Here is a 17,746-nt window from a genome sequence, read left to right as displayed (position 1 = left end):
AAAAAATATAGTTTACAAGTATAACCACGTTAATCGTCGGGATGACACCCTTTTTTGGAGCAAGCAATGGCACAACGTTGGACACTCGCGCAGGCACAGGCGCTATTTGATAAACCGTTTCTCGAACTCATGTTTGAAGCGCAGCAGGTACATCGTGAGCACTTCGATCCGCGCCAGGTACAGGTCAGCACCTTGTTATCCATCAAAACTGGCGCCTGTCCGGAAGACTGCAAATACTGTCCGCAAAGTGCGCGCTATAAAACCGGGCTTGAGTCCGAGCGGCTAATGGAAGTGGATGAAGTCTTAACCTCCGCCCGCAAGGCTAAAGCCGCGGGTTCCAGCCGTTTCTGTATGGGCGCAGCATGGAAGAACCCCAGCGACCGCGACATGCCTTATCTCGAAAAAATGGTCGAGGGCGTAAAGGCGATGGGGATGGAAACCTGTATGACGCTGGGCACGCTTAGCGACACGCAGGCACAGCGTCTTGCCGGTGCCGGACTGGATTTTTATAACCACAATCTTGATACTTCACCGGAATTTTACGGCAGCATCATCACTACCCGCAGCTATCAGGAGCGCCTGGATACGCTGGGTAAAGTCCGTGATGCCGGTATAAAAGTTTGTTCAGGCGGCATAGTGGGCCTGGGCGAAACCGTTAACGATCGCGCCGGGCTTCTGGTGCAGCTGGCAAACCTGCCAACGCCACCAGAAAGCGTGCCAATTAATATGCTGGTCAAGGTGAAAGGCACGCCGCTGGCAGATAACGATGACGTTGAGCCTTTCGACTTTATCCGCACCATTGCGGTTGCGCGCATCATGATGCCAACTTCGCACGTACGCCTTTCCGCAGGCCGTGAACAGATGAGTGAACAAACCCAGGCGATGTGTTTTATGGCCGGGGCTAACTCCATCTTTTACGGTTGCAAGCTGTTGACCACGCCAAACCCGGAAGAAGACAAAGATCACCTACTGTTCCGCAAACTGGGACTGAACCCAGAACATACGCATACGCAAAACGGCGATAACGAACAGCAGCAGCATTTAAGCGAGCAGCTGTTTAAAGCCGATACCGAACAGTTCTATAACGCGGCGGTGTAATGAGCTGGCAGCATCGCATTACCAAGGCGCTGACGCAGCGGCGCGCAGTCGATGGCTGGCGCCAGCGCCATATCACCGAAGGCAACCACACCCGCTCGCTGCTGCTGGCGGGTAAGCATTATCGCCACTTTTCCAGCAACGATTACCTCGGATTGAGCCAGCATCCTGCGGTGATTGCGGGCTGGCGGCAGGGCGCTGAGCAAGCCGGTGCAGGGGCGGGCGCATCGGGCCACGTAACCGGCTTCCATCGTCTGCATGCCGATCTGGAAGCGCAGCTTGCCGACTGGCTGGGCTATTCGCGTGCGCTGCTGTTTATTTCTGGTTTTGCTGCCAACCAGGCGGTGATCCATCTGCTGGCGGAAAAAAACGATCGCATTCTGGCGGACAAACTGGCGCACGCGTCGCTATTAGATGCGGCCAGCCATAGCCCGGCGCAACTGCGTCGTTACAGTCATAACGATGTCCAGAGCCTCGCGACGCGCTTAGATGCGCCCTGTGTCGGCGAAACGCTGGTGGTGACAGAAGGCATTTTCAGTATGGATGGCGACAGCGCGCCGCTAAGCGCAATTGCTGAACAAACGCGTCGCGCTAACGGCTGGCTGCTGGTGGATGATGCGCATGGCATTGGTGTGACAGGCGAGCAGGGACGCGGTAGCTGCTGGCAGCAAAAGGTAAAACCGGAACTGTTAGTAGTGACGTTTGGCAAAGCGTTTGGTGTCAGCGGTGCGGCATTGCTGTGTGATGACGCAACCGCAGACTACTTCCTGCAGTTCTCTCGCCACCTGATTTATTCAACGGCGATGCCACCGGCGCAAGCCTGTGCGTTGCAGGCGGCACTGCAACAGATTCAGCAAGGTGACGCGTTGCGCCAGCAGCTCAACGCCAATATTCAGCGCTTCCGTGCGGGCGCGGCTTCGCTACCGTGGCAATTGATGAATGCCGACAGCGCTATCCAGCCGTTAATTGTCGGCGGCAATGCTCAGGCAATGGCGTTATCGCAAAAACTGGCCGATGCGGGTTGCTGGGTCAGCGCGATACGCCCCCCCACCGTGCCGCCGGGCACAGCCCGGTTGCGTATAACCTTAACCGCCGCGCATTTGCCTGAAGATATAGACGTATTACTGGAGGCGCTGCATGACGCTGTTGGTGGATAAACGCGCCGTGGCACGCGCTTTTGGTCGTGCGGCCACACATTATGATCGCCACGCGGCATTGCAACGCTTAAGCGGCGATGCACTGCTGGCGCTGGCACCGCTGCACACCGGTAAAAAGGTGCTGGATGCCGGATGTGGGACGGGCTGGTATAGCCATGTCTGGCGTCAGCGTGGCAAGCAAGTCACTGCGCTCGATTTGTCAGCACAGATGCTTCAACAGGCCCGACAAAATAACGCGGCCGACCATTACCTGTTGGGGGATATTGATGCTCTACCGTTTGCCAGCGCCAGTATGGACATGGTGTGGAGCAACCTGGTGGTGCAGTGGAGCGACACGTTACGTGCAGCGCTGAGCCAGTTTACGCGTGTGCTGAAGCCAGAAGGTTGCTTGCTGTTTTCTACGTTAAGTGCCGGTTCGCTGTATGAAGTGCATCATGCCTGGTCGCATATTGATAATGGCGCCCATGCCAATCATTTCCTGAATGAACAGGAGATCGCGACTACCTGTGCTGAATATCACCTGAAATGTCAGTCGCAGGTGATTACGTTGCATTTTCCGGATGCGCTTAGCGCAATGCGCTCCCTAAAAGGTATTGGCGCAACGCATTTGCATCAGGGGCGTGAAAGCCACTTATTAACACGTCAGCGTCTGGCGCAGCTGGAAAAACACTGGCCACGCGACGCACAAGGATTTCGCCTTAGTTACCATTTGATGTATGGAGTCAGTTCATGATGAAACGCTGGTTTATCACCGGCACCGACACCGAAGTCGGTAAAACCGTTGCCAGCAGCGCGTTACTGCAAGCGGCAAGCGCAGCGGGTTTTCGTACCGCGGGTTACAAGCCGGTAGCGTCAGGCTGCGACGTTACGCCTGAAGGCATTCGTAATAGCGATGCGCTGGCCTTACTGCGCTACAGCAGCGTGGCGCTGGATTACCCACAGGTCAATCCGCTGGCGTTTATTGAACCAACCTCACCGCATATCATCAGCGCCGAAGAGGAAAGGCCAATTACATTTGATACGTTATCGACAGGGTTACGTCAGCTGGAGCCGCTAGCCGAGTGGATTTTGGTTGAGGGCGCAGGCGGTTGGTATACGCCGCTATCGGCAAGTGAAACTTACGCCGACTGGGTGGAAGCGGAACAGCTACCGGTGATTTTAGTGGTGGGCGTGAAACTGGGCTGCATTAATCACGCTATGCTTACGTCTGATGCGATAAAAGCACGTGGGCTGCGCCTGGCGGGCTGGATCGCCAATACCGTTTTGCCGCCGGGCAAACGCCACCAGGAGTATCTTACTACGCTGAAACAGCGTTTACCGGCACCCTGTCTCGGCGAGATTCCGTATCTCACCGATGCCGCCCAGTATGCCGACTGTGGCCGCTATTTGACCTTGCCTGCCTGATCACATCACCGTCAGCCATTTGTTGACGGTGAAATCATCTAACTGCGCCACTTTGCCCTGCGCCACATTGCGCCCGCGGTGCAGCAGCAGAAAATAATCGGCAACCCGACGAATCAGTGACACACGCTGCTCCAGCAGCAATATCGTCATGCCGTAATCCAGATTGAGGCGGCGGATCAAATTTCCCATCTCTTCTTCCAGCCATGGCGACATGCCATCGGTGGGCTCGTCCAGAATTAACAGTTTGGGCTGTAATACCAGCGCCCGCGCTAGCGCCAGCTGCTGTTGTTGATCAACCGGCAGATCGCCACTGCGCTGCTGGCGTAAAGAATAGAGGGCAGGAAACAGATCAAATACCATTTCAGGGATAGCGCGATGGCGATCTGCCTGATCCGCACCTGCCAGTAGCGCGATCAATAAATTATCTTCAACACTCATCTGCGTGAAAATATGGCTTCCTTGAGGTACATAGCCAATGCCTCTGCGCGCGCGTTGTTCAGCCGGTTGCAGCAGCAAATCCTCCGGCGGTGCGCCATTTTCCTGCCAGAATATTGAGCCACTGTTGATCGGCAGTTTGCCCATAATGCAATTCACTAACGTGGTTTTGCCCATACCGGGGCGACCCAGAACGCCGGTACAGGTGCCGGGGGGGAGATCCAGATCCATATCCCACAGTATGTGATTTTGACCGTAAAATTGATTTACCGAACGTAAACTCAGCATCTTATACACTCCTTCCAGATAATTGGCCTGAATGCTTCCGCTCTTTGTCGTCTGGCAAACAAGACATCAACAATGGCGCTTCCGCCATTGCCGCACAGTACGCCAACGAGCGCGGGGACGCTTACCGATACCAGAACTTGCAATTCTCAGGCCAGATTCAAAATATGGCCTGTTCTAGCCTGAGAAAGCGATAAAATGGCGGCCAAACATGAGAAATGTTTAACCATTTCTGAAGTGATAAAAACATTGCACTCAGACAGTGCCGGATGCTTAACGGTTCTGGTGCAGCTGTGCTGTGACGAAGCACCGCACCTGATGATGACCGGCCTTTAAAAGACTCTTTCAGCGAGTAAATTTTTCATCAAGGCTCCAAAAGGATAGTTAAAGCTTTACAGAAAGGGGCAAATTTAGCCGAAAAAAATGTATTTCTAAGCGGGATTTTGCTGGGGGAAAAATTATACACAGCCGATGGCGACAGGGCTGACTTTAGTTATCCACTATTCCTGTGGATAACCTTGTGCATTAGGTAATGAAAACAGGTTGAAAGCGAGGAAATACGCGGCTTGTTCACATTATGCTGAGAAACTGGGCTTTTCGGCCTTAATGAATAAATTCAAAAAGTTAATAAAAAACAAGCCTAAGGATTATCCGTCAGTTCATCAAACCGTAATTTTATGACGCTCTATTGACAAATGTTAAAATGACGCTCCATCTGGGGATAACCTTGCGCAACAAAGATGCCGTGTCTGGCTTATACATTCTGTTTACAGATTACGGCGACTTTCCTCATAACAGTGCAGAATTACTGTTGTTATATCCAGTATTTTTTTCTGGTAAAATTGCCATAGCGGAGTAAACTTATCGCCTGCCCGCCGACTTCTTCAGCAGGAACCACATTCATGAGTAAAGCCTTTAAATTAAATTCTGCTTTCAAGCCCTCTGGCGACCAGCCTGAAGCGATCCGTCGCCTGGAAGAAGGGCTTGAGGATGGACTGGCTCATCAGACGCTGCTAGGCGTAACCGGCTCGGGGAAAACGTTTACCGTAGCCAACGTCATTGCCGATCTTAATCGGCCTACGATGGTACTGGCACCGAATAAAACGCTGGCGGCGCAGCTCTATGGTGAAATGAAAGAATTTTTCCCGGACAACGCTGTGGAATTCTTTGTCTCTTATTACGACTATTATCAGCCCGAGGCCTATGTTCCCAGCTCCGATACCTTTATTGAAAAGGATGCCTCGGTAAACGAACATATCGAGCAGATGCGCCTTTCCGCGACCAAAGCGCTGCTTGAGCGCCGCGATGTGATTGTGGTGGCGTCGGTTTCAGCGATCTACGGTCTGGGCGATCCCGATCTCTATCTGAAAATGATGCTCCATCTGACGCGCGGCATGATTATCGATCAGCGCAGTATTCTGCGCCGTCTGTCGGAGCTGCAATACACCCGTAACGATCAGGCTTTCCAGCGCGGCACGTTCCGCGTGCGCGGTGAGGTGATCGACATCTTTCCGGCAGAATCCGATGACATCGCGTTGCGTGTGGAACTGTTTGATGAAGAGGTCGAACGGCTGTCGTTATTTGATCCGCTGACCGGTCAGGTGGAGTCGGTGATCCCGCGTTTTACCATTTATCCCAAGACGCACTATGTCACGCCGCGCGAGCGTATATTGCAGGCGATGGAAGACGTTAAAGTTGAGCTGGCTGACCGTCGCAAAGTATTACTGGAAAACAATAAGCTGTTAGAAGAGCAGCGTATTACTCAGCGTACCCAGTTTGATTTAGAGATGATGGGCGAATTAGGTTATTGTTCCGGTATCGAAAACTATTCGCGCTATCTTTCCGGGCGCGGACCGGGCGAAGCGCCACCCACGTTATTTGATTATTTGCCTGCGGATGGGTTGCTGGTGGTGGATGAATCCCACGTCACCATTCCACAAATCGGCGGCATGTACCGCGGCGATCGGGCGCGTAAAGAAACGCTGGTCGAATACGGTTTCCGCTTGCCGTCCGCGCTGGATAACCGCCCAATGAAGTTTGAAGAGTTTGAAGCGCTGGCCCCACAAACGATTTATGTCTCCGCGACGCCAGGCAATTATGAACTGGAAAAATCGGGCTCCGAAGTTATCGATCAGGTGGTGCGCCCGACCGGTTTGCTGGATCCGATCCTTGAGGTGCGCCCGGTCGCGACCCAGGTTGACGATCTGCTGTCAGAGATCCGCCAGCGCGTGGCGATCAACGAGCGCGTCCTGGTGACTGTGCTGACTAAACGCATGGCAGAAGATCTTACCGAATACCTTGAAGAACACGGCGAAAAAGTGCGTTATCTGCACTCGGATATTGATACCGTTGAGCGTATGGAGATTATCCGCGATTTGCGTTTGGGCGAATTTGACGTACTGGTGGGGATTAACCTGCTGCGTGAAGGTCTGGATATGCCAGAAGTGTCACTGGTGGCGATTCTGGATGCGGATAAAGAAGGTTTTCTGCGTTCCGAACGCTCGTTGATTCAAACCATTGGCCGTGCCGCACGTAATATCAATGGGAAAGCGATTCTTTATGGCGACAAAATTACGCCATCAATGGCGCGCGCCATTGAAGAGACTGAGCGTCGTCGTGAAAAACAGCAGCAATATAACGAAGCCAACGGCATCGTACCGCAGGGCCTGAATAAAAAGATCACTGATATTCTGGAGTTGGGTAATAACGTGGTGAAAACGCGCGGCAAAGCCAGGTCAACACGACGTGGTGCAGCCGAAGCGGAAGCCGATTATCTGGCCTTGTCGCCGCAGGCACTGCAGAAAAAGATCCACGAGCTGGAAGGGCAGATGCAGCAGCATGCGCAGAACCTGGAATTTGAGCAGGCGGCTAACGTGCGCGATCAGCTGCATGAACTGCGCACGCTTTTTATTGCTGCATCGTAATTTAGTTTAACCCCTGGATGGCGTGTTCTAATGCGACGCGTAACAGCTGGCGGTCATGACGATATTGAATGTCAGCGGCTTCCAGCGGTTCGCGCACAATTAGCCGGTTCTCAATGTTGCGGGTATCGGCTGCCGGGCTAATCACAATGGCATCAATGACGCGTTTGCCAATATAACGTTCCATCATTTCCAGCTTATCGGCAACGGTCAGGCTGGCGGCGGCGGGGCTTAGCTCACGTCCCAGATTGCCAATGTAGACCATGGTCGCGGGCGTACGACGCAGCGCCTGAGCCATTTCTTCCATCAGTAAAATGGGCATCAGGCTGGTATAAAAACTGCCGGGACCAATCAGAATAAGATCGGCTTCAGCAATGGCTTCCAGTGCTTCACGGGTAGGCTGCACGTTAGGATGCAACATCATTTCCTGCGGCGGTTGCTTCATCTCATCGATGGCGGTTTCGCCGTAAACCATATTGCCTTCGTTATCCAGCGCCACCAGGTCAACCGGCTGCTCGGACATCGGGATGAGAAACGCATCTACTTTTAATAAATTGCGAATAATATTAATGGCTTCGAGTGGACGCACGCTAAGGTGATCGAGCGCTTTCAGCATCAAATTGCCCAGATTATGACCTGCCAGCTCACCGTTGCCGGCAAAGCGATACTCAAACATCGCTGACGCCACGCTGGGTTCAGCGATTAACTGGTTAATACAATTACGCATGTCACCCCATGCAATACCGCCTTCTGAGCGACGGATACGCCCGGTCGAGCAACCATTATCCGTGGTCGTAACAATGCCGGTCAGGCGCGAACCAAGCGGGGAAAGCGCCGACATCACGCGTCCTAAACCATGTCCGCCACCTAAAGCCACGACGCGATCGAGATAGGCCAGTGTTCGATTCATACTTCTCCTTAAAACGCGCCGGGTGCCTGACCTCTTAAAAACAGGGCCGGACGAGGATGACAATCATCAATTTCTGCTGTGCATTTTAACGTATCCTGTCGCGAAAATGCGGTGAAAGTTCGTTATGTTACTAAATATATAGCGAAAACAGCCGATGGAATAGTATGAAATTTCGCGCTACCATCACTCTAACCGCGTTGATCATAAGGTCAGCGTACACTCTAGCCTGAGTGCCTAAGTCGCAAGATAGGGGATTCAGGCCGTAGCCTTCGCGCTACCAGGGTGCAGAAAGAAATGCCTGCATCTCCCGAATCTGGAAAGGTGTTCCGGTGCCACAATTTACTGATGCATTTGAACGTAAGTTCTATTACTTGCGTTTGTCGGTCACGGACGTATGCAACTTCCGTTGTACCTACTGTTTGCCGGACGGCTACAAACCGCACGGCATCCGTAATAAAAGCTTTCTTTCGCTGGATGAAATTCGTCGTGTGACGCGCGCATTTGCTGCCGCAGGCACTGAAAAAGTGCGCCTGAGCGGTGGCGAACCATCACTACGGCGCGATTTCACCGACATCATCGCTGCAGTACGTGAAAACGCTTCGATTCGCCATATTGCTGTTACCACCAACGGCTATCGCCTTGCGCGCGACGTCAGACAGTGGCGCGATGCCGGTTTAACCGCGCTCAACGTCAGCGTTGATAGCCTGGATGCGCGTCAGTTTCATGTTATTACCGGTCAGGATAAATTCCATCAGGTGATGGCAGGAATCGATGCGGCCTTTGACGCGGGTTTTCAGCAGGTCAAAGTCAACAGCGTGCTGATGCGCGATCTTAACAGTCACAACCTGATTACCTTCCTTGACTGGATTCGACCTCGCCCCATTCAGCTACGTTTTATCGAACTGATGGAAACCGGCGACGGCGGCTCGCTGTTTCGTCAGCAGCATGTCTCTGGCGCCGTGATCCGCGATCAATTGATCGCCCAGGGCTGGCAACGTCGCTTAAGCGGACGCAGCGATGGTCCGGCCCAGGTGTTTTCTCACCCGGATTATATTGGCGAAATTGGCTTAATCATGCCGTATGCCAAAGATTTTTGTGCCAGCTGCAACCGTCTGCGCGTGTCTGCCCAGGGTAATCTGCATCTTTGCCTGTTTGGCGAAGGTGGCATACCGCTGCGCGATTTGCTGGCCGCTGATGATCAGCAGCTGGAACTGCAAGCGCGTATCGCCAGCAGCCTCGGTCAGAAAAAGCAGACGCATTTTCTGCATCAGGGTAATACCGGCATGACACAAAATCTTTCTTATATTGGCGGATAATTCAGGAGCCACCATGGGTAAACCAACCCCCGAATTTCAACCGTTGCAGCTTGCCGTGCTAACCGTTTCGGACAGCCGCGATGCCGACAATGACACATCTGGTGATTACCTACGTGAAGCGGCTCGCGAAGCCGGGCATAGCGTGGTTGATCACGCCATTGTGCCGGACAACCTTTACCGGGTACGCGCTATTGTTTCGCGCTGGATCGCCAGCGAAGATGTGCAGGTGGTGATGGTGAATGGGGGGACGGGGTTTAACCCCAAAAACAGTACGCCGGAAGCGCTATTGCCGCTTTTTGACCGCGAGATTGACGGTTTTGGCGAGCTGTTTCGCATGATTTCCTATGAAGACATCGGTGGTTCAACCCTGCAATCGCGTGCGGTAGCGGGTATGGCGAATCAAACGTTGATTTTCGCCGTACCCGGCTCCACGCCTGCCTGTCGCAGTGCCTGGGAGCGCATTATTGCCGATCAAGTGGATGCGCGTACGCGCCCGTGTAATTTCGTTTCACATCTGAAGAAGCTGTAAATATGACACAACTCACACACATTAATGCCGCCGGTGAAGCTCACATGGTGGATGTCTCAGCCAAAGCGGACACGGTGCGCGAAGCGCAGGCGGAAGCGTTGGTGCTGATGCAACCGGAAACGCTGCAAATGATTGTCGAAGGCAGCCACCATAAAGGGGATGTTTTTGCCACTGCGCGCATTGCCGGTATTCAGGCGGCTAAACGGACCTGGGAATTGATTCCGCTGTGCCATCCGCTGATGCTGAGCAAAGTTGAGGTAAACCTGATTGCCGAGCCGGCGTTTAATCGGGTGCGCATTACCTCGCTGTGTCGCCTGAGGGGCAAAACCGGGGTTGAAATGGAAGCGTTAACTGCGGCTTCTGTGGCGGCTCTGACGATCTATGACATGTGCAAAGCGGTGCAGAAAGATATTGTTATCGAAAAGCTGCGTTTACTGAGCAAAAGCGGCGGTAAATCTGGTGATTTTCAGGCGGGTAGGGCATGATTAAAGTGCTGTTTTTTGCGCAGGTCCGCGAATTAATCGGCGCGGGCGAAATAGACATTTCCCCAGCTTATCCCGACATTGCCGCGTTGCGTCGTGCGCTGGCTGAGCGGGGCGATCGCTGGGCGCTGGCGCTGGACTCCGACAAACTGCTGGCGGCGGTGAATCAAACTCTGGTGCCGATGACGCATCCGTTGCGGGCAGGCGATGAAGTGGCATTCTTTCCGCCGGTTACCGGAGGATAAGATGGAAACGCAAATTCGTGTTGGCCGCGCACCGTTTAATATGGCCGAAGAGTACAGCTGGCTGGCGGCCTGTGAAGAAGATGGCGCAGTGGTGACGTTTACCGGCAAGGTGCGCAACCATAATCTTGGCGATCATGTGGTGGCGCTGACGCTGGAGCATTATCCGGGCATGACCGAAAAGGCGTTGCAGGATATCGTGGATGATGCACGCAAGCGCTGGCCGCTGCAGCGTATCACGGTAATACATCGTGTTGGCGAACTGTTTCCAGGCGATGAAATCGTCTTTGTCGGCGTGACCAGCGCGCATCGCAGCAGCGCATTTGCCGCTGCGGAATTTATTATGGATTACCTTAAAACCCGCGCTCCTTTCTGGAAACGTGAAACGACCGGACAGGGCGAACGTTGGGTTGATGCGCGCGTCAGCGACCAGCAGGCAGCACAGCGCTGGGATTAAGGTTTTTTAAGCTGCTCGGCGGGAGCGAAATGTGTTTCGCCATGCGCGTGTTCACCGCCGCCCGCCACGCGTTTCAGTTGGATCACCTGTCCTTGTTCCCAGGCATTCGCTCCTGGCACCACCGGATGCGTCACAATATCGGCGCGTTCGGCACGGATCGTTTTCGTCTCTATATCAAACCGCTTATCACGATCGGCCAGCAGGCGTGGATCCAGCTGTCCATCGGCGGTGAATCCCATCATTAACGCCGGAATGCCCAGCGGCAAGGCTTTGTCGCGATCGGTGTGCCAGGTATGCCAGGTTTTTCCGTAAGTATTGGCGATGCGTTTCATTAATGCGTGATCGGCTGTGGCGGGTAAACCTGGCGCAATCAGTGAACCTGATTTCACCTCATATTGATGGCTGTGCCATAACTTCTTCTCTTCAGGCGGTAAGGTTTTGTATAACCGTTCGCTGATGATGTACTCCACACCCATGAGTTTTGCATCACGCGTATTGCCGTCGTAAATCACGGCCTGCATCACATCTTCATTTAGCACCGTCACGTAATGATGCGCTTCCATCTGTCCATTCTGGTCGCCATTGTAGAAATGAAACCCATCCAGATAGGCGCTAATCGCATCAATGGGGGGACGGGCTTGCAGGGCGGCCGCGCCGGTTTCCAGCACTTGCAGGGAAGCCGAGGCAGGCGCGCCTGGCGCGTGGACATTGGCCGGAGAATTATTGCCGCCGCAGCCAACCAACAGCAAACTAAGCGTAGCGAGAGGTAAGCGTTTCAACATGTTGCAGCCTTTTAAGCGTAAAAGATTAAAAGTAGTTCAGAAAAACAGACCTGCCGCCTGATGCGCTGCAATGATAAGGTAGGCGTTTCGTTTCACCAGAGGACAGGCATGTCATCCACGACTCTTTTGCAGCGGCTGGCGTTGATTACCGCCCTGATGCTGGCGGGGTGTAGCACCAAAAAATCACCGCAAGTACCGGTTCGCCAGCCTGCTGATGTCAAAGCACAAATTCAGAAGTTGCTGCCTTTACACGTCACGCATAAATCAGACTGGGCCGACGATATTTACACCGCGTTCCGCACCCAGCAGATCGATCCCAGCAGCAGTAACCTGTGCGCAGCGATCGCCATTGCCGATCAGGAGTCTAATTTCAGCGCCGAAGCGGCGGTGCCGGGCTTGACTAAAATTGCCTGGGGTGAAATCGATCGCCGTGCCGCCAGCGTTCATGTACCCGCGTTCCTGGTGCGTACTGCGCTGTTGATCAAATCCTCCAATGGAGAAAGCTATGCTGCGCGGCTGGATAAAGTCCGTAGTGAAAAAGAGCTAAGCGCTATCTTTGATGACTTTATTGACAGAATACCGATGGGGCAGAAGCTGTTTGGCAATCTTAATCCAATCCATACGGGGGGGCCGATGCAGGTCAGTATTGCCTTTGCTGAAGCGCATGCCAAAGGCTATCCGTGGCCGGTGGACGGCTCGATCCGCCGGGAAGTCTTTACCCGCCACGGCGGTATGTATTTCGGTATTATGCATCTGCTGGGCTATTCGGCCGATTACAGCCAGCCGCTGTATCGTTTCGCCGATTTTAATGCGGGCTGGTACGCCAGCCGTAACGCGGCCTTCCAGGCCGCTGTAGCACGTGTTACTGGCATGAAGCTGGCGCTGGATGGCGATCTTATTCTTTATGGCTCAGAACAAGCCGGTTCTACCGAACTGGCGGTGCGCACGCTGGCGAAGCGCATTGATATGAGTAACAGCGAAATTCGTGATGATTTAGAAAAAGGGGAGCAGGCAGATTTTAGCGACAGCGATGTATGGAAGCAGGTGTTCACGCTGGCTGATAAAATGGCCGGGCGCCGTTTGCCGCGAGAAATGCTGCCTGGCATCCAGCTGGAAAGCCCCAAAATTACCCGTAAACTCACCACTGCCTGGTTTGCGCAGCGTGTTGATAGTCGTTATCAACAATGCCTGTTGCGTCGTTAGTGCATAGGTTGTGGCATAGTTGAGCGGAGCTGTGCCACACTTAGCGAGTCTCCGTTTGACGGAGTGTGTCCAAATCCAATTACAAGAGGTGCATCATGGACCGATATCCACGCAATGATTCAATAGTGCAGCCTGCGACCCGCGGGCTGCAGGTATATATGGCGCAGGTCTATGGCTGGATGACCTGTGGCTTACTGCTCACTGCCTTTGTTTCCTGGTTTGCTGCCCGCACGCCAGCGATAATGGAGCTGGTGTTTGCTAATCGCATCACATTTTTTGGTTTGATTATCGTACAGCTCGGCCTGGTTTTCTTCCTTTCCGGCATGGTGCATCGCCTGAGCGGCGCGGTGGCAACCGGATTATTTATGCTGTATTCGGCGCTGACCGGGTTAACGATGGCGAGCATATTCCTGGTTTATACCTATTCTTCGATTGCCAGTACCTTCTTCGTCACCGCTGGGATGTTTGGCGCGATGAGCTGCTACGGCTACACCACTAAACGCGATCTGAGTGGCTTTGGCAGTTTGCTGTTTATGGCGTTAATTGGCATCGTGCTGGCGTCGCTGGTGAACTTCTGGCTGAAAAGCCCGGCGTTAATGTGGGCCATTACCTATATTGGTGTGGTGGTGTTTGTAGGCTTAACAGCGTATGACACGCAGAAACTGAAAAACATGGGTGCGCAGATCGATGTACGTGATACAGAAAACCTGCGTCGCTATTCAATTATGGGCGCGCTGACGTTGTATCTCGACTTTATTAACCTGTTCCTGATGTTACTGCGAATTTTTGGTAATCGCCGCTAGCCTGGCTTGTCTGAAATTTTAACCCTCTGGCAATACGCAAGAGGGTTAAAATGGCCCGTCTTATTTCTGTACGTTCTGCAACTTCTTCTCATTTTTCTCACGCAGGTGCTTAGCCCGACTCTCCAGCAGCAAATAAAGCACCAGCGCCAGCAGCAGGGGCAAAATAAAGTACAATACGCGATAGGCCAGCAGCGCAGCAATGATTGTGCCATGCGTTGCATGTTGCCCGCTCAGTAACGCCAGGAATACCGCCTCCAGCACGCCAATGCCTGCCGGAATATGGATAATAACGCCTGCGATACTGCTGATTAACAACACACCCAGCACCACCGGATAGCCTACATTCCGGCCCAGCAGCAGCCAGATAATTGCGCCCATCACCATCCAGTTGGCGCAGGAGACCACAAACTGAAGCAGCGCCATGCGCAGCGATGGCAACTGCAATGTCTGACCTTTCACTGTCCAGCGGCGACGCTTTGAAAAGGCACAGGCCCACAAGTAGACCACCACCATCACCAGCAGCGCAGCACCAATTAATCGCAGCGTCGTCTCGCCAATAAACCAGCCTGCGGGAACCGGAACCATGCCCGCCGTGAATATCACGCCTGCCAGCAGAATGTAGCCCAGCCAGTTAGTCGCAATGCTGATCGAGAAAATGCGCGTAATCGTGCCGTTGTTTAAGCCCAGGCGAGAATAGAGCCGGTAACGCATCGCTACACCGCCAACCCAGGTGCTTAGCGTCAGATTGAAGGCGTAACAGATAAATGACACCAGCATAACCTGACGCTTCGCCAGCTTGTGGCCACAGTAAGCGCGGCCAATCAAGTCATAGCAGCCATAAGTCAGGTAACTCGCTACCACTAACCCGGCGGCAATTAACACCACGAAACGGTCATAGTTAACGATGACCTTATACACATCCTCCCAGTTCACCTTACGTGCATAGACCACCAGCAGCACGATCACCGCGATAAAAAACAGCCATGTGAGGATTTTTTTCGCCAGTCGCCAGCGAGGATGCTTTTTCGCCATCAGGGTTTCGCTCCTTCATTATCCGTTTCGATCCGGTCTTGCGTTTCCATTTCTGGCTGAACCGGGGGATCAACCTGAGCCAAAAGCGGCGTATGGGCGGGCAACCAACCGGCAATGGCCGGGAAGTGACGCAGGAAGTGGAACACGATCACGCTTTTGGTAAGATGCCACCAGGTGCGCGGCGGCAATTTATCGTCCTGCACGCGCTGACACTCTTCCGCCAGTAAATGTCCCAGATTTTCGCGCAGTGTCTGGTTAAACTGGCGATCGTGAATAATCAGGTTCGCTTCCAGATTTAGCGACAGGCTTAGCGGATCAAGGTTGCTGGAGCCGACCGTTGACCATTGCTGATCTTTCACGGCAATTTTACCGTGCAGCGGACGACGACAGTATTCATAAATCTCAACCCCTGCATCCACCAGGTAGTTATAGAGCATTTCTGCGCCGACTTTCACAATCGGCATATCCGGTTCGCCCTGCACAATCAGCCGGACGCGCACGCCACGCTGAGCCGCGTTACGCATCTCACGCAGCAAACGGTAACCAGGAAAAAAGTAGGCATTGGCAATAATCACATCTTCTCTGGCGCTGCGCAGCATATCAAGATAATGCGTTTCGATGTCGTCGCGGTGCGCGTCATTGTCGCGATAAACGAACAGGACCTGGGCATCCCCTGGCGTGGCATTTTTTGCCGGACGATGCGAGCGCGCTCCCCACCAGCGGCGCGTCGCCTGCTCACTGCCCATGGCACATTGCACATAGCGGGTAATGTCTGCCACCACCGGGCCTTTAACTTCTACTGCATAATCCTGTTTTGCTTCCGGCCCGTAACTGGTGTTGTGTTCAGAAGAGAAATTAATTCCGCCAACGAAGGCGATAACGTCATCGATGACCACGATTTTACGGTGCAGGCGGCGGAATACATTGGTGCGCATACCCATGACCAGCGGACGCGGATCGTAATAGATAAAGCGCACGCCTGCACCGGTCAGGCTGTTGATAAAATCCTCTGACAGATCTGGCGACCCGTAGCCGTATACCATGACTTCAACTTTCACGCCGCGTTCTGCTGCTGCCAGTAATTCACGATGTAACGCTTTTCCAACTTCATCTTCAAACAGGATAAACGTTTCGAGCATTAGCGCGCGTTCGGCACGCTGAATAGCACCAAATACCCGCGGAAAAAACTCATCGCCGTTTTCCAGCAGGCGCAGTTTATTCCCCTCTTGCCAGTGAAAATTCATAGATGGATCTCCACAGCCAGCGGTGCGTGATCGGACAGGTGCGACCAGGGTTTACGCGGTAGCGCCCACGGATGACTTACCGTCGCGTTACGCACATAAATACGGTCCAGCCGCAGAAAAGGGAAGCGGGCCGGGAAGGTGCGCGCCGGGCGTCCGGTTTTCATGCTGAAAACTTCTTTTAATCCCGCGCCTTGTTTCAGGATCTTATTGGCGCGATGCTGCCAGTCGTTAAAGTCACCTGCCACCACCAGCGGCGCATCGGGCGGCAGGGAAGCAATCATCTCGCACATCATTTTCATTTGCGCATGGCGATGCGCCTCTTTCAGCCCCAAATGTACGCAGATCACATGCAGCAAGCCGTGTGGTTCAGGCAGGGCAATTTTACAGTGCAACATGCCGCGGTTTTCACTTCCGGCAACAGAAATATCGCGATTTTCATAATCGATAATAGGAAAACGTGACAAAATGGCGTTACCGTGATGTCCCTCGGGATAAACGGCGTTGCGCCCATAGGCATAATCATTCCACATTGTGTCGGCCAGAAATTCGTAATGCGACATATTCGGCCAGTTTTCATGGTGCAGCGGGTGGATGGCGTGCGTACCCATCACCTCTTGCAAAAAAACTACATCCGCTGAGGTCGCGCGAACGGCTTCGCGTAGTTCCGGCAGGATGAAGCGGCGATTGAAGGGGGCAAAACCCTTGTGTGTGTTGATCGTCAGGACTTTAAATGAAAATCCTTGCTTGTTTTGTGGCATACTCGCGACGCACTCCTTTTCATCATCAACAGGATCAAAGTGTAGTCTTTGTCACAAACAGGTGGTGAAGAAGGGCGACATTTAGGGCGTTATCCGAAATTTGCTTTACATTGAGGAAATCCGTCACCGGCCTGTGCCGGTTGTACTTGGGCGACCTGTTGGGTCTGCCAGGAGAAGAAAATGAAATGGTCTAATCGTATTCAAATTATCACCGGTCAAACGTATGCACATATCGCGTTGCATCTGCTGGTAATTGTGGCGCTGGTCTGGGGCTGGAAACATAACGCGCTGGTTGAAGTGTGCAGTACACTGGTAGTGGCCTATGCGGGGGTGTTTATCACCATGCTGGTCACGCAGCGTAGTGCTCGTTTGCGCACCCTGGGCGATTACCTTGAAGAAGCGACCACCACTTACTATTTTGGGGCGGCAATGATGACGCTGTTTTTAGTGTCGCGCGTCTTTCATAACAGTCTGCTGTTGGCCTGCCTTGGCCTGGTGATGTTAGTGGGGCCGGCGCTGGTGTCGCTGTTGGCGAAAGAGCCAACAGCCAACAGGGCGCGTCGAGAAAAAACGTAGCTAAGCCGAAGGCCACCTAACGGTGGCCTTCCTGTTTATAGCGTTGCACGTTCTGTCAGGAAATGTGAGCTATCTCGCCCCGCCGCCATAAAGCTGCTACACTGGCTCGCTTACG

19 protein-coding genes and 1 riboswitch are annotated in these 17,746 nt (G+C 53.3%); of the genes, 13 read left to right on the top strand and 6 right to left on the bottom strand.

The features are described 5' to 3' along the window. Nucleotides 1-66 precede the first annotated feature (66 nt). Genes bioB through bioD form a run of 4 tightly spaced genes read left to right on the top strand, consistent with a single transcriptional unit; the run spans nt 67 to nt 3,656 of the window. A complete protein-coding gene (gene bioB / locus H2P46_RS01460) occupies nt 67-1,098 on the top strand; it encodes a biotin synthase BioB (RefSeq protein ID WP_193403449.1) in 1,032 nt (343 codons plus the stop codon). Continuing rightward, the gene (gene bioF, locus H2P46_RS01455; RefSeq protein WP_193403447.1) at nt 1,098-2,252 is read left to right on the top strand and encodes an 8-amino-7-oxononanoate synthase; all 1,155 of its coding nucleotides are present in this window, start codon (nt 1,098-1,100) and stop codon (nt 2,250-2,252) included. Before bioB ends, bioF begins: the two co-directional genes overlap by 1 nt. Further along, nucleotides 2,233-2,985 (top strand): malonyl-ACP O-methyltransferase BioC, encoded by a 753-nt coding sequence (bioC, locus tag H2P46_RS01450; protein ID WP_193403445.1) that lies wholly within the window; start codon nt 2,233-2,235, stop codon nt 2,983-2,985. Before bioF ends, bioC begins: the two co-directional genes overlap by 20 nt. Next, nucleotides 2,985-3,656 (top strand): dethiobiotin synthase, encoded by a 672-nt coding sequence (bioD, locus tag H2P46_RS01445; RefSeq protein WP_193403927.1) that lies wholly within the window; start codon nt 2,985-2,987, stop codon nt 3,654-3,656. Before bioC ends, bioD begins: the two co-directional genes overlap by 1 nt. Here the strand turns inward: bioD and H2P46_RS01440 are convergent, their stop codons facing one another. Next, complete coding sequence (locus tag H2P46_RS01440) at nt 3,657-4,379, bottom strand: ABC transporter ATP-binding protein (RefSeq protein WP_193403443.1); 723 nt, start codon at nt 4,377-4,379, stop codon at nt 3,657-3,659. It lies immediately after the preceding gene. Between the two features lie 899 nt (nt 4,380-5,278). Between H2P46_RS01440 and uvrB the strand changes: the two genes are divergently transcribed. Beyond that, complete coding sequence (gene uvrB, locus H2P46_RS01435) at nt 5,279-7,300, top strand: excinuclease ABC subunit UvrB (protein WP_193403440.1); 2,022 nt, start codon at nt 5,279-5,281, stop codon at nt 7,298-7,300. 1 nt (nt 7,301) lies between these two features. Here uvrB and H2P46_RS01430 read toward each other — a convergent pair whose 3' ends face one another. Beyond that, the gene (locus H2P46_RS01430) at nt 7,302-8,207 is read right to left on the bottom strand and encodes a gluconeogenesis factor YvcK family protein (protein ID WP_193403438.1); all 906 of its coding nucleotides are present in this window, start codon (nt 8,205-8,207) and stop codon (nt 7,302-7,304) included. A 205-nt stretch (nt 8,208-8,412) separates the two neighbouring features. Next, a riboswitch (molybdenum cofactor riboswitch) is annotated at nt 8,413-8,547 on the top strand. Between H2P46_RS01430 and moaA the strand changes: the two genes are divergently transcribed. The 5 genes from moaA to moaE all read left to right on the top strand — a co-directional run bounded on the left by moaA (nt 8,537) and on the right by moaE (nt 11,233). Continuing rightward, nucleotides 8,537-9,523, top strand: a complete 987-nt coding sequence (gene moaA, locus H2P46_RS01425) for a GTP 3',8-cyclase MoaA (RefSeq protein WP_193403436.1) — start codon at nt 8,537-8,539, stop codon at nt 9,521-9,523. It overlaps the preceding riboswitch by 11 nt. 13 nt (nt 9,524-9,536) lie before the next feature. Further along, nucleotides 9,537-10,052: a molybdenum cofactor biosynthesis protein B gene (gene moaB / locus H2P46_RS01420; protein ID WP_193403434.1), complete on the top strand. Its 516-nt coding sequence runs from the start codon at nt 9,537-9,539 to the stop codon at nt 10,050-10,052. A 2-nt stretch (nt 10,053-10,054) separates the two neighbouring features. Then, nucleotides 10,055-10,537, top strand: coding sequence for a cyclic pyranopterin monophosphate synthase MoaC (gene moaC / locus H2P46_RS01415; protein WP_193403432.1), 483 nt, complete (start codon nt 10,055-10,057; stop codon nt 10,535-10,537). Continuing rightward, a complete protein-coding gene (gene moaD / locus H2P46_RS01410; protein WP_193403430.1) occupies nt 10,534-10,779 on the top strand; it encodes a molybdopterin synthase sulfur carrier subunit in 246 nt (81 codons plus the stop codon). Before moaC ends, moaD begins: the two co-directional genes overlap by 4 nt. A gap of 1 nt (nt 10,780) precedes the next feature. Then, on the top strand, nt 10,781-11,233 hold the full coding sequence (moaE, locus tag H2P46_RS01405; RefSeq protein WP_193403428.1) for a molybdopterin synthase catalytic subunit MoaE: 453 nt from the start codon (nt 10,781-10,783) through the stop codon (nt 11,231-11,233). Here the strand turns inward: moaE and H2P46_RS01400 are convergent. Continuing rightward, entirely contained in the window at nt 11,230-12,012 is a 783-nt protein-coding gene (locus H2P46_RS01400) for an OBAP family protein (protein WP_238938927.1), read from the bottom strand. The genes moaE and H2P46_RS01400 overlap by 4 nt on opposite strands. A 111-nt stretch (nt 12,013-12,123) precedes the next feature. Between H2P46_RS01400 and H2P46_RS01395 the strand changes: the two genes are divergently transcribed. Together H2P46_RS01395 and H2P46_RS01390 are read left to right on the top strand one after the other, a co-directional pair. Next, entirely contained in the window at nt 12,124-13,218 is a 1,095-nt protein-coding gene (locus H2P46_RS01395) for a DUF1615 domain-containing protein (protein WP_193403425.1), read from the top strand. 95 nt (nt 13,219-13,313) lie between these two features. Continuing rightward, a complete protein-coding gene (locus H2P46_RS01390) occupies nt 13,314-14,021 on the top strand; it encodes a Bax inhibitor-1/YccA family protein (protein WP_193403423.1) in 708 nt (235 codons plus the stop codon). 60 nt (nt 14,022-14,081) lie between these two features. On the opposite strand, the gene H2P46_RS01385 is transcribed toward H2P46_RS01390, so the two are convergent. Genes H2P46_RS01385 through H2P46_RS01375 form a run of 3 tightly spaced genes read right to left on the bottom strand, consistent with a single transcriptional unit; the run spans nt 14,082 to nt 17,055 of the window. Continuing rightward, on the bottom strand, nt 14,082-15,053 hold the full coding sequence (locus H2P46_RS01385; RefSeq protein WP_193403421.1) for a lysylphosphatidylglycerol synthase domain-containing protein: 972 nt from the start codon (nt 15,051-15,053) through the stop codon (nt 14,082-14,084). Further along, nucleotides 15,053-16,297: a cardiolipin synthase ClsB gene (gene clsB, locus H2P46_RS01380; protein WP_193403419.1), complete on the bottom strand. Its 1,245-nt coding sequence runs from the start codon at nt 16,295-16,297 to the stop codon at nt 15,053-15,055. Before clsB ends, H2P46_RS01385 begins: the two co-directional genes overlap by 1 nt. Beyond that, nucleotides 16,294-17,055, bottom strand: coding sequence for an endonuclease/exonuclease/phosphatase family protein (locus H2P46_RS01375; RefSeq protein WP_193403417.1), 762 nt, complete (start codon nt 17,053-17,055; stop codon nt 16,294-16,296). Before H2P46_RS01375 ends, clsB begins: the two co-directional genes overlap by 4 nt. Before the next feature lie 180 nt (nt 17,056-17,235). Here H2P46_RS01375 and H2P46_RS01370 point away from each other — a divergent pair, with 180 nt between their 5' ends. Further along, nucleotides 17,236-17,631, top strand: a complete 396-nt coding sequence (locus H2P46_RS01370; RefSeq protein ID WP_193403415.1) for a YbhQ family protein — start codon at nt 17,236-17,238, stop codon at nt 17,629-17,631. Nucleotides 17,632-17,746: the final 115 nt, after the last annotated feature.

Source organism: Mixta mediterraneensis (assembly GCF_014946725.1).
GTDB classification, from domain to species: Bacteria; Pseudomonadota; Gammaproteobacteria; order Enterobacterales; family Enterobacteriaceae; genus Pantoea; species Pantoea mediterraneensis.
The sequence above is the reverse complement of the archived record's forward strand: the minus strand, read 5'-3'. Positions and strand labels throughout refer to the sequence as shown.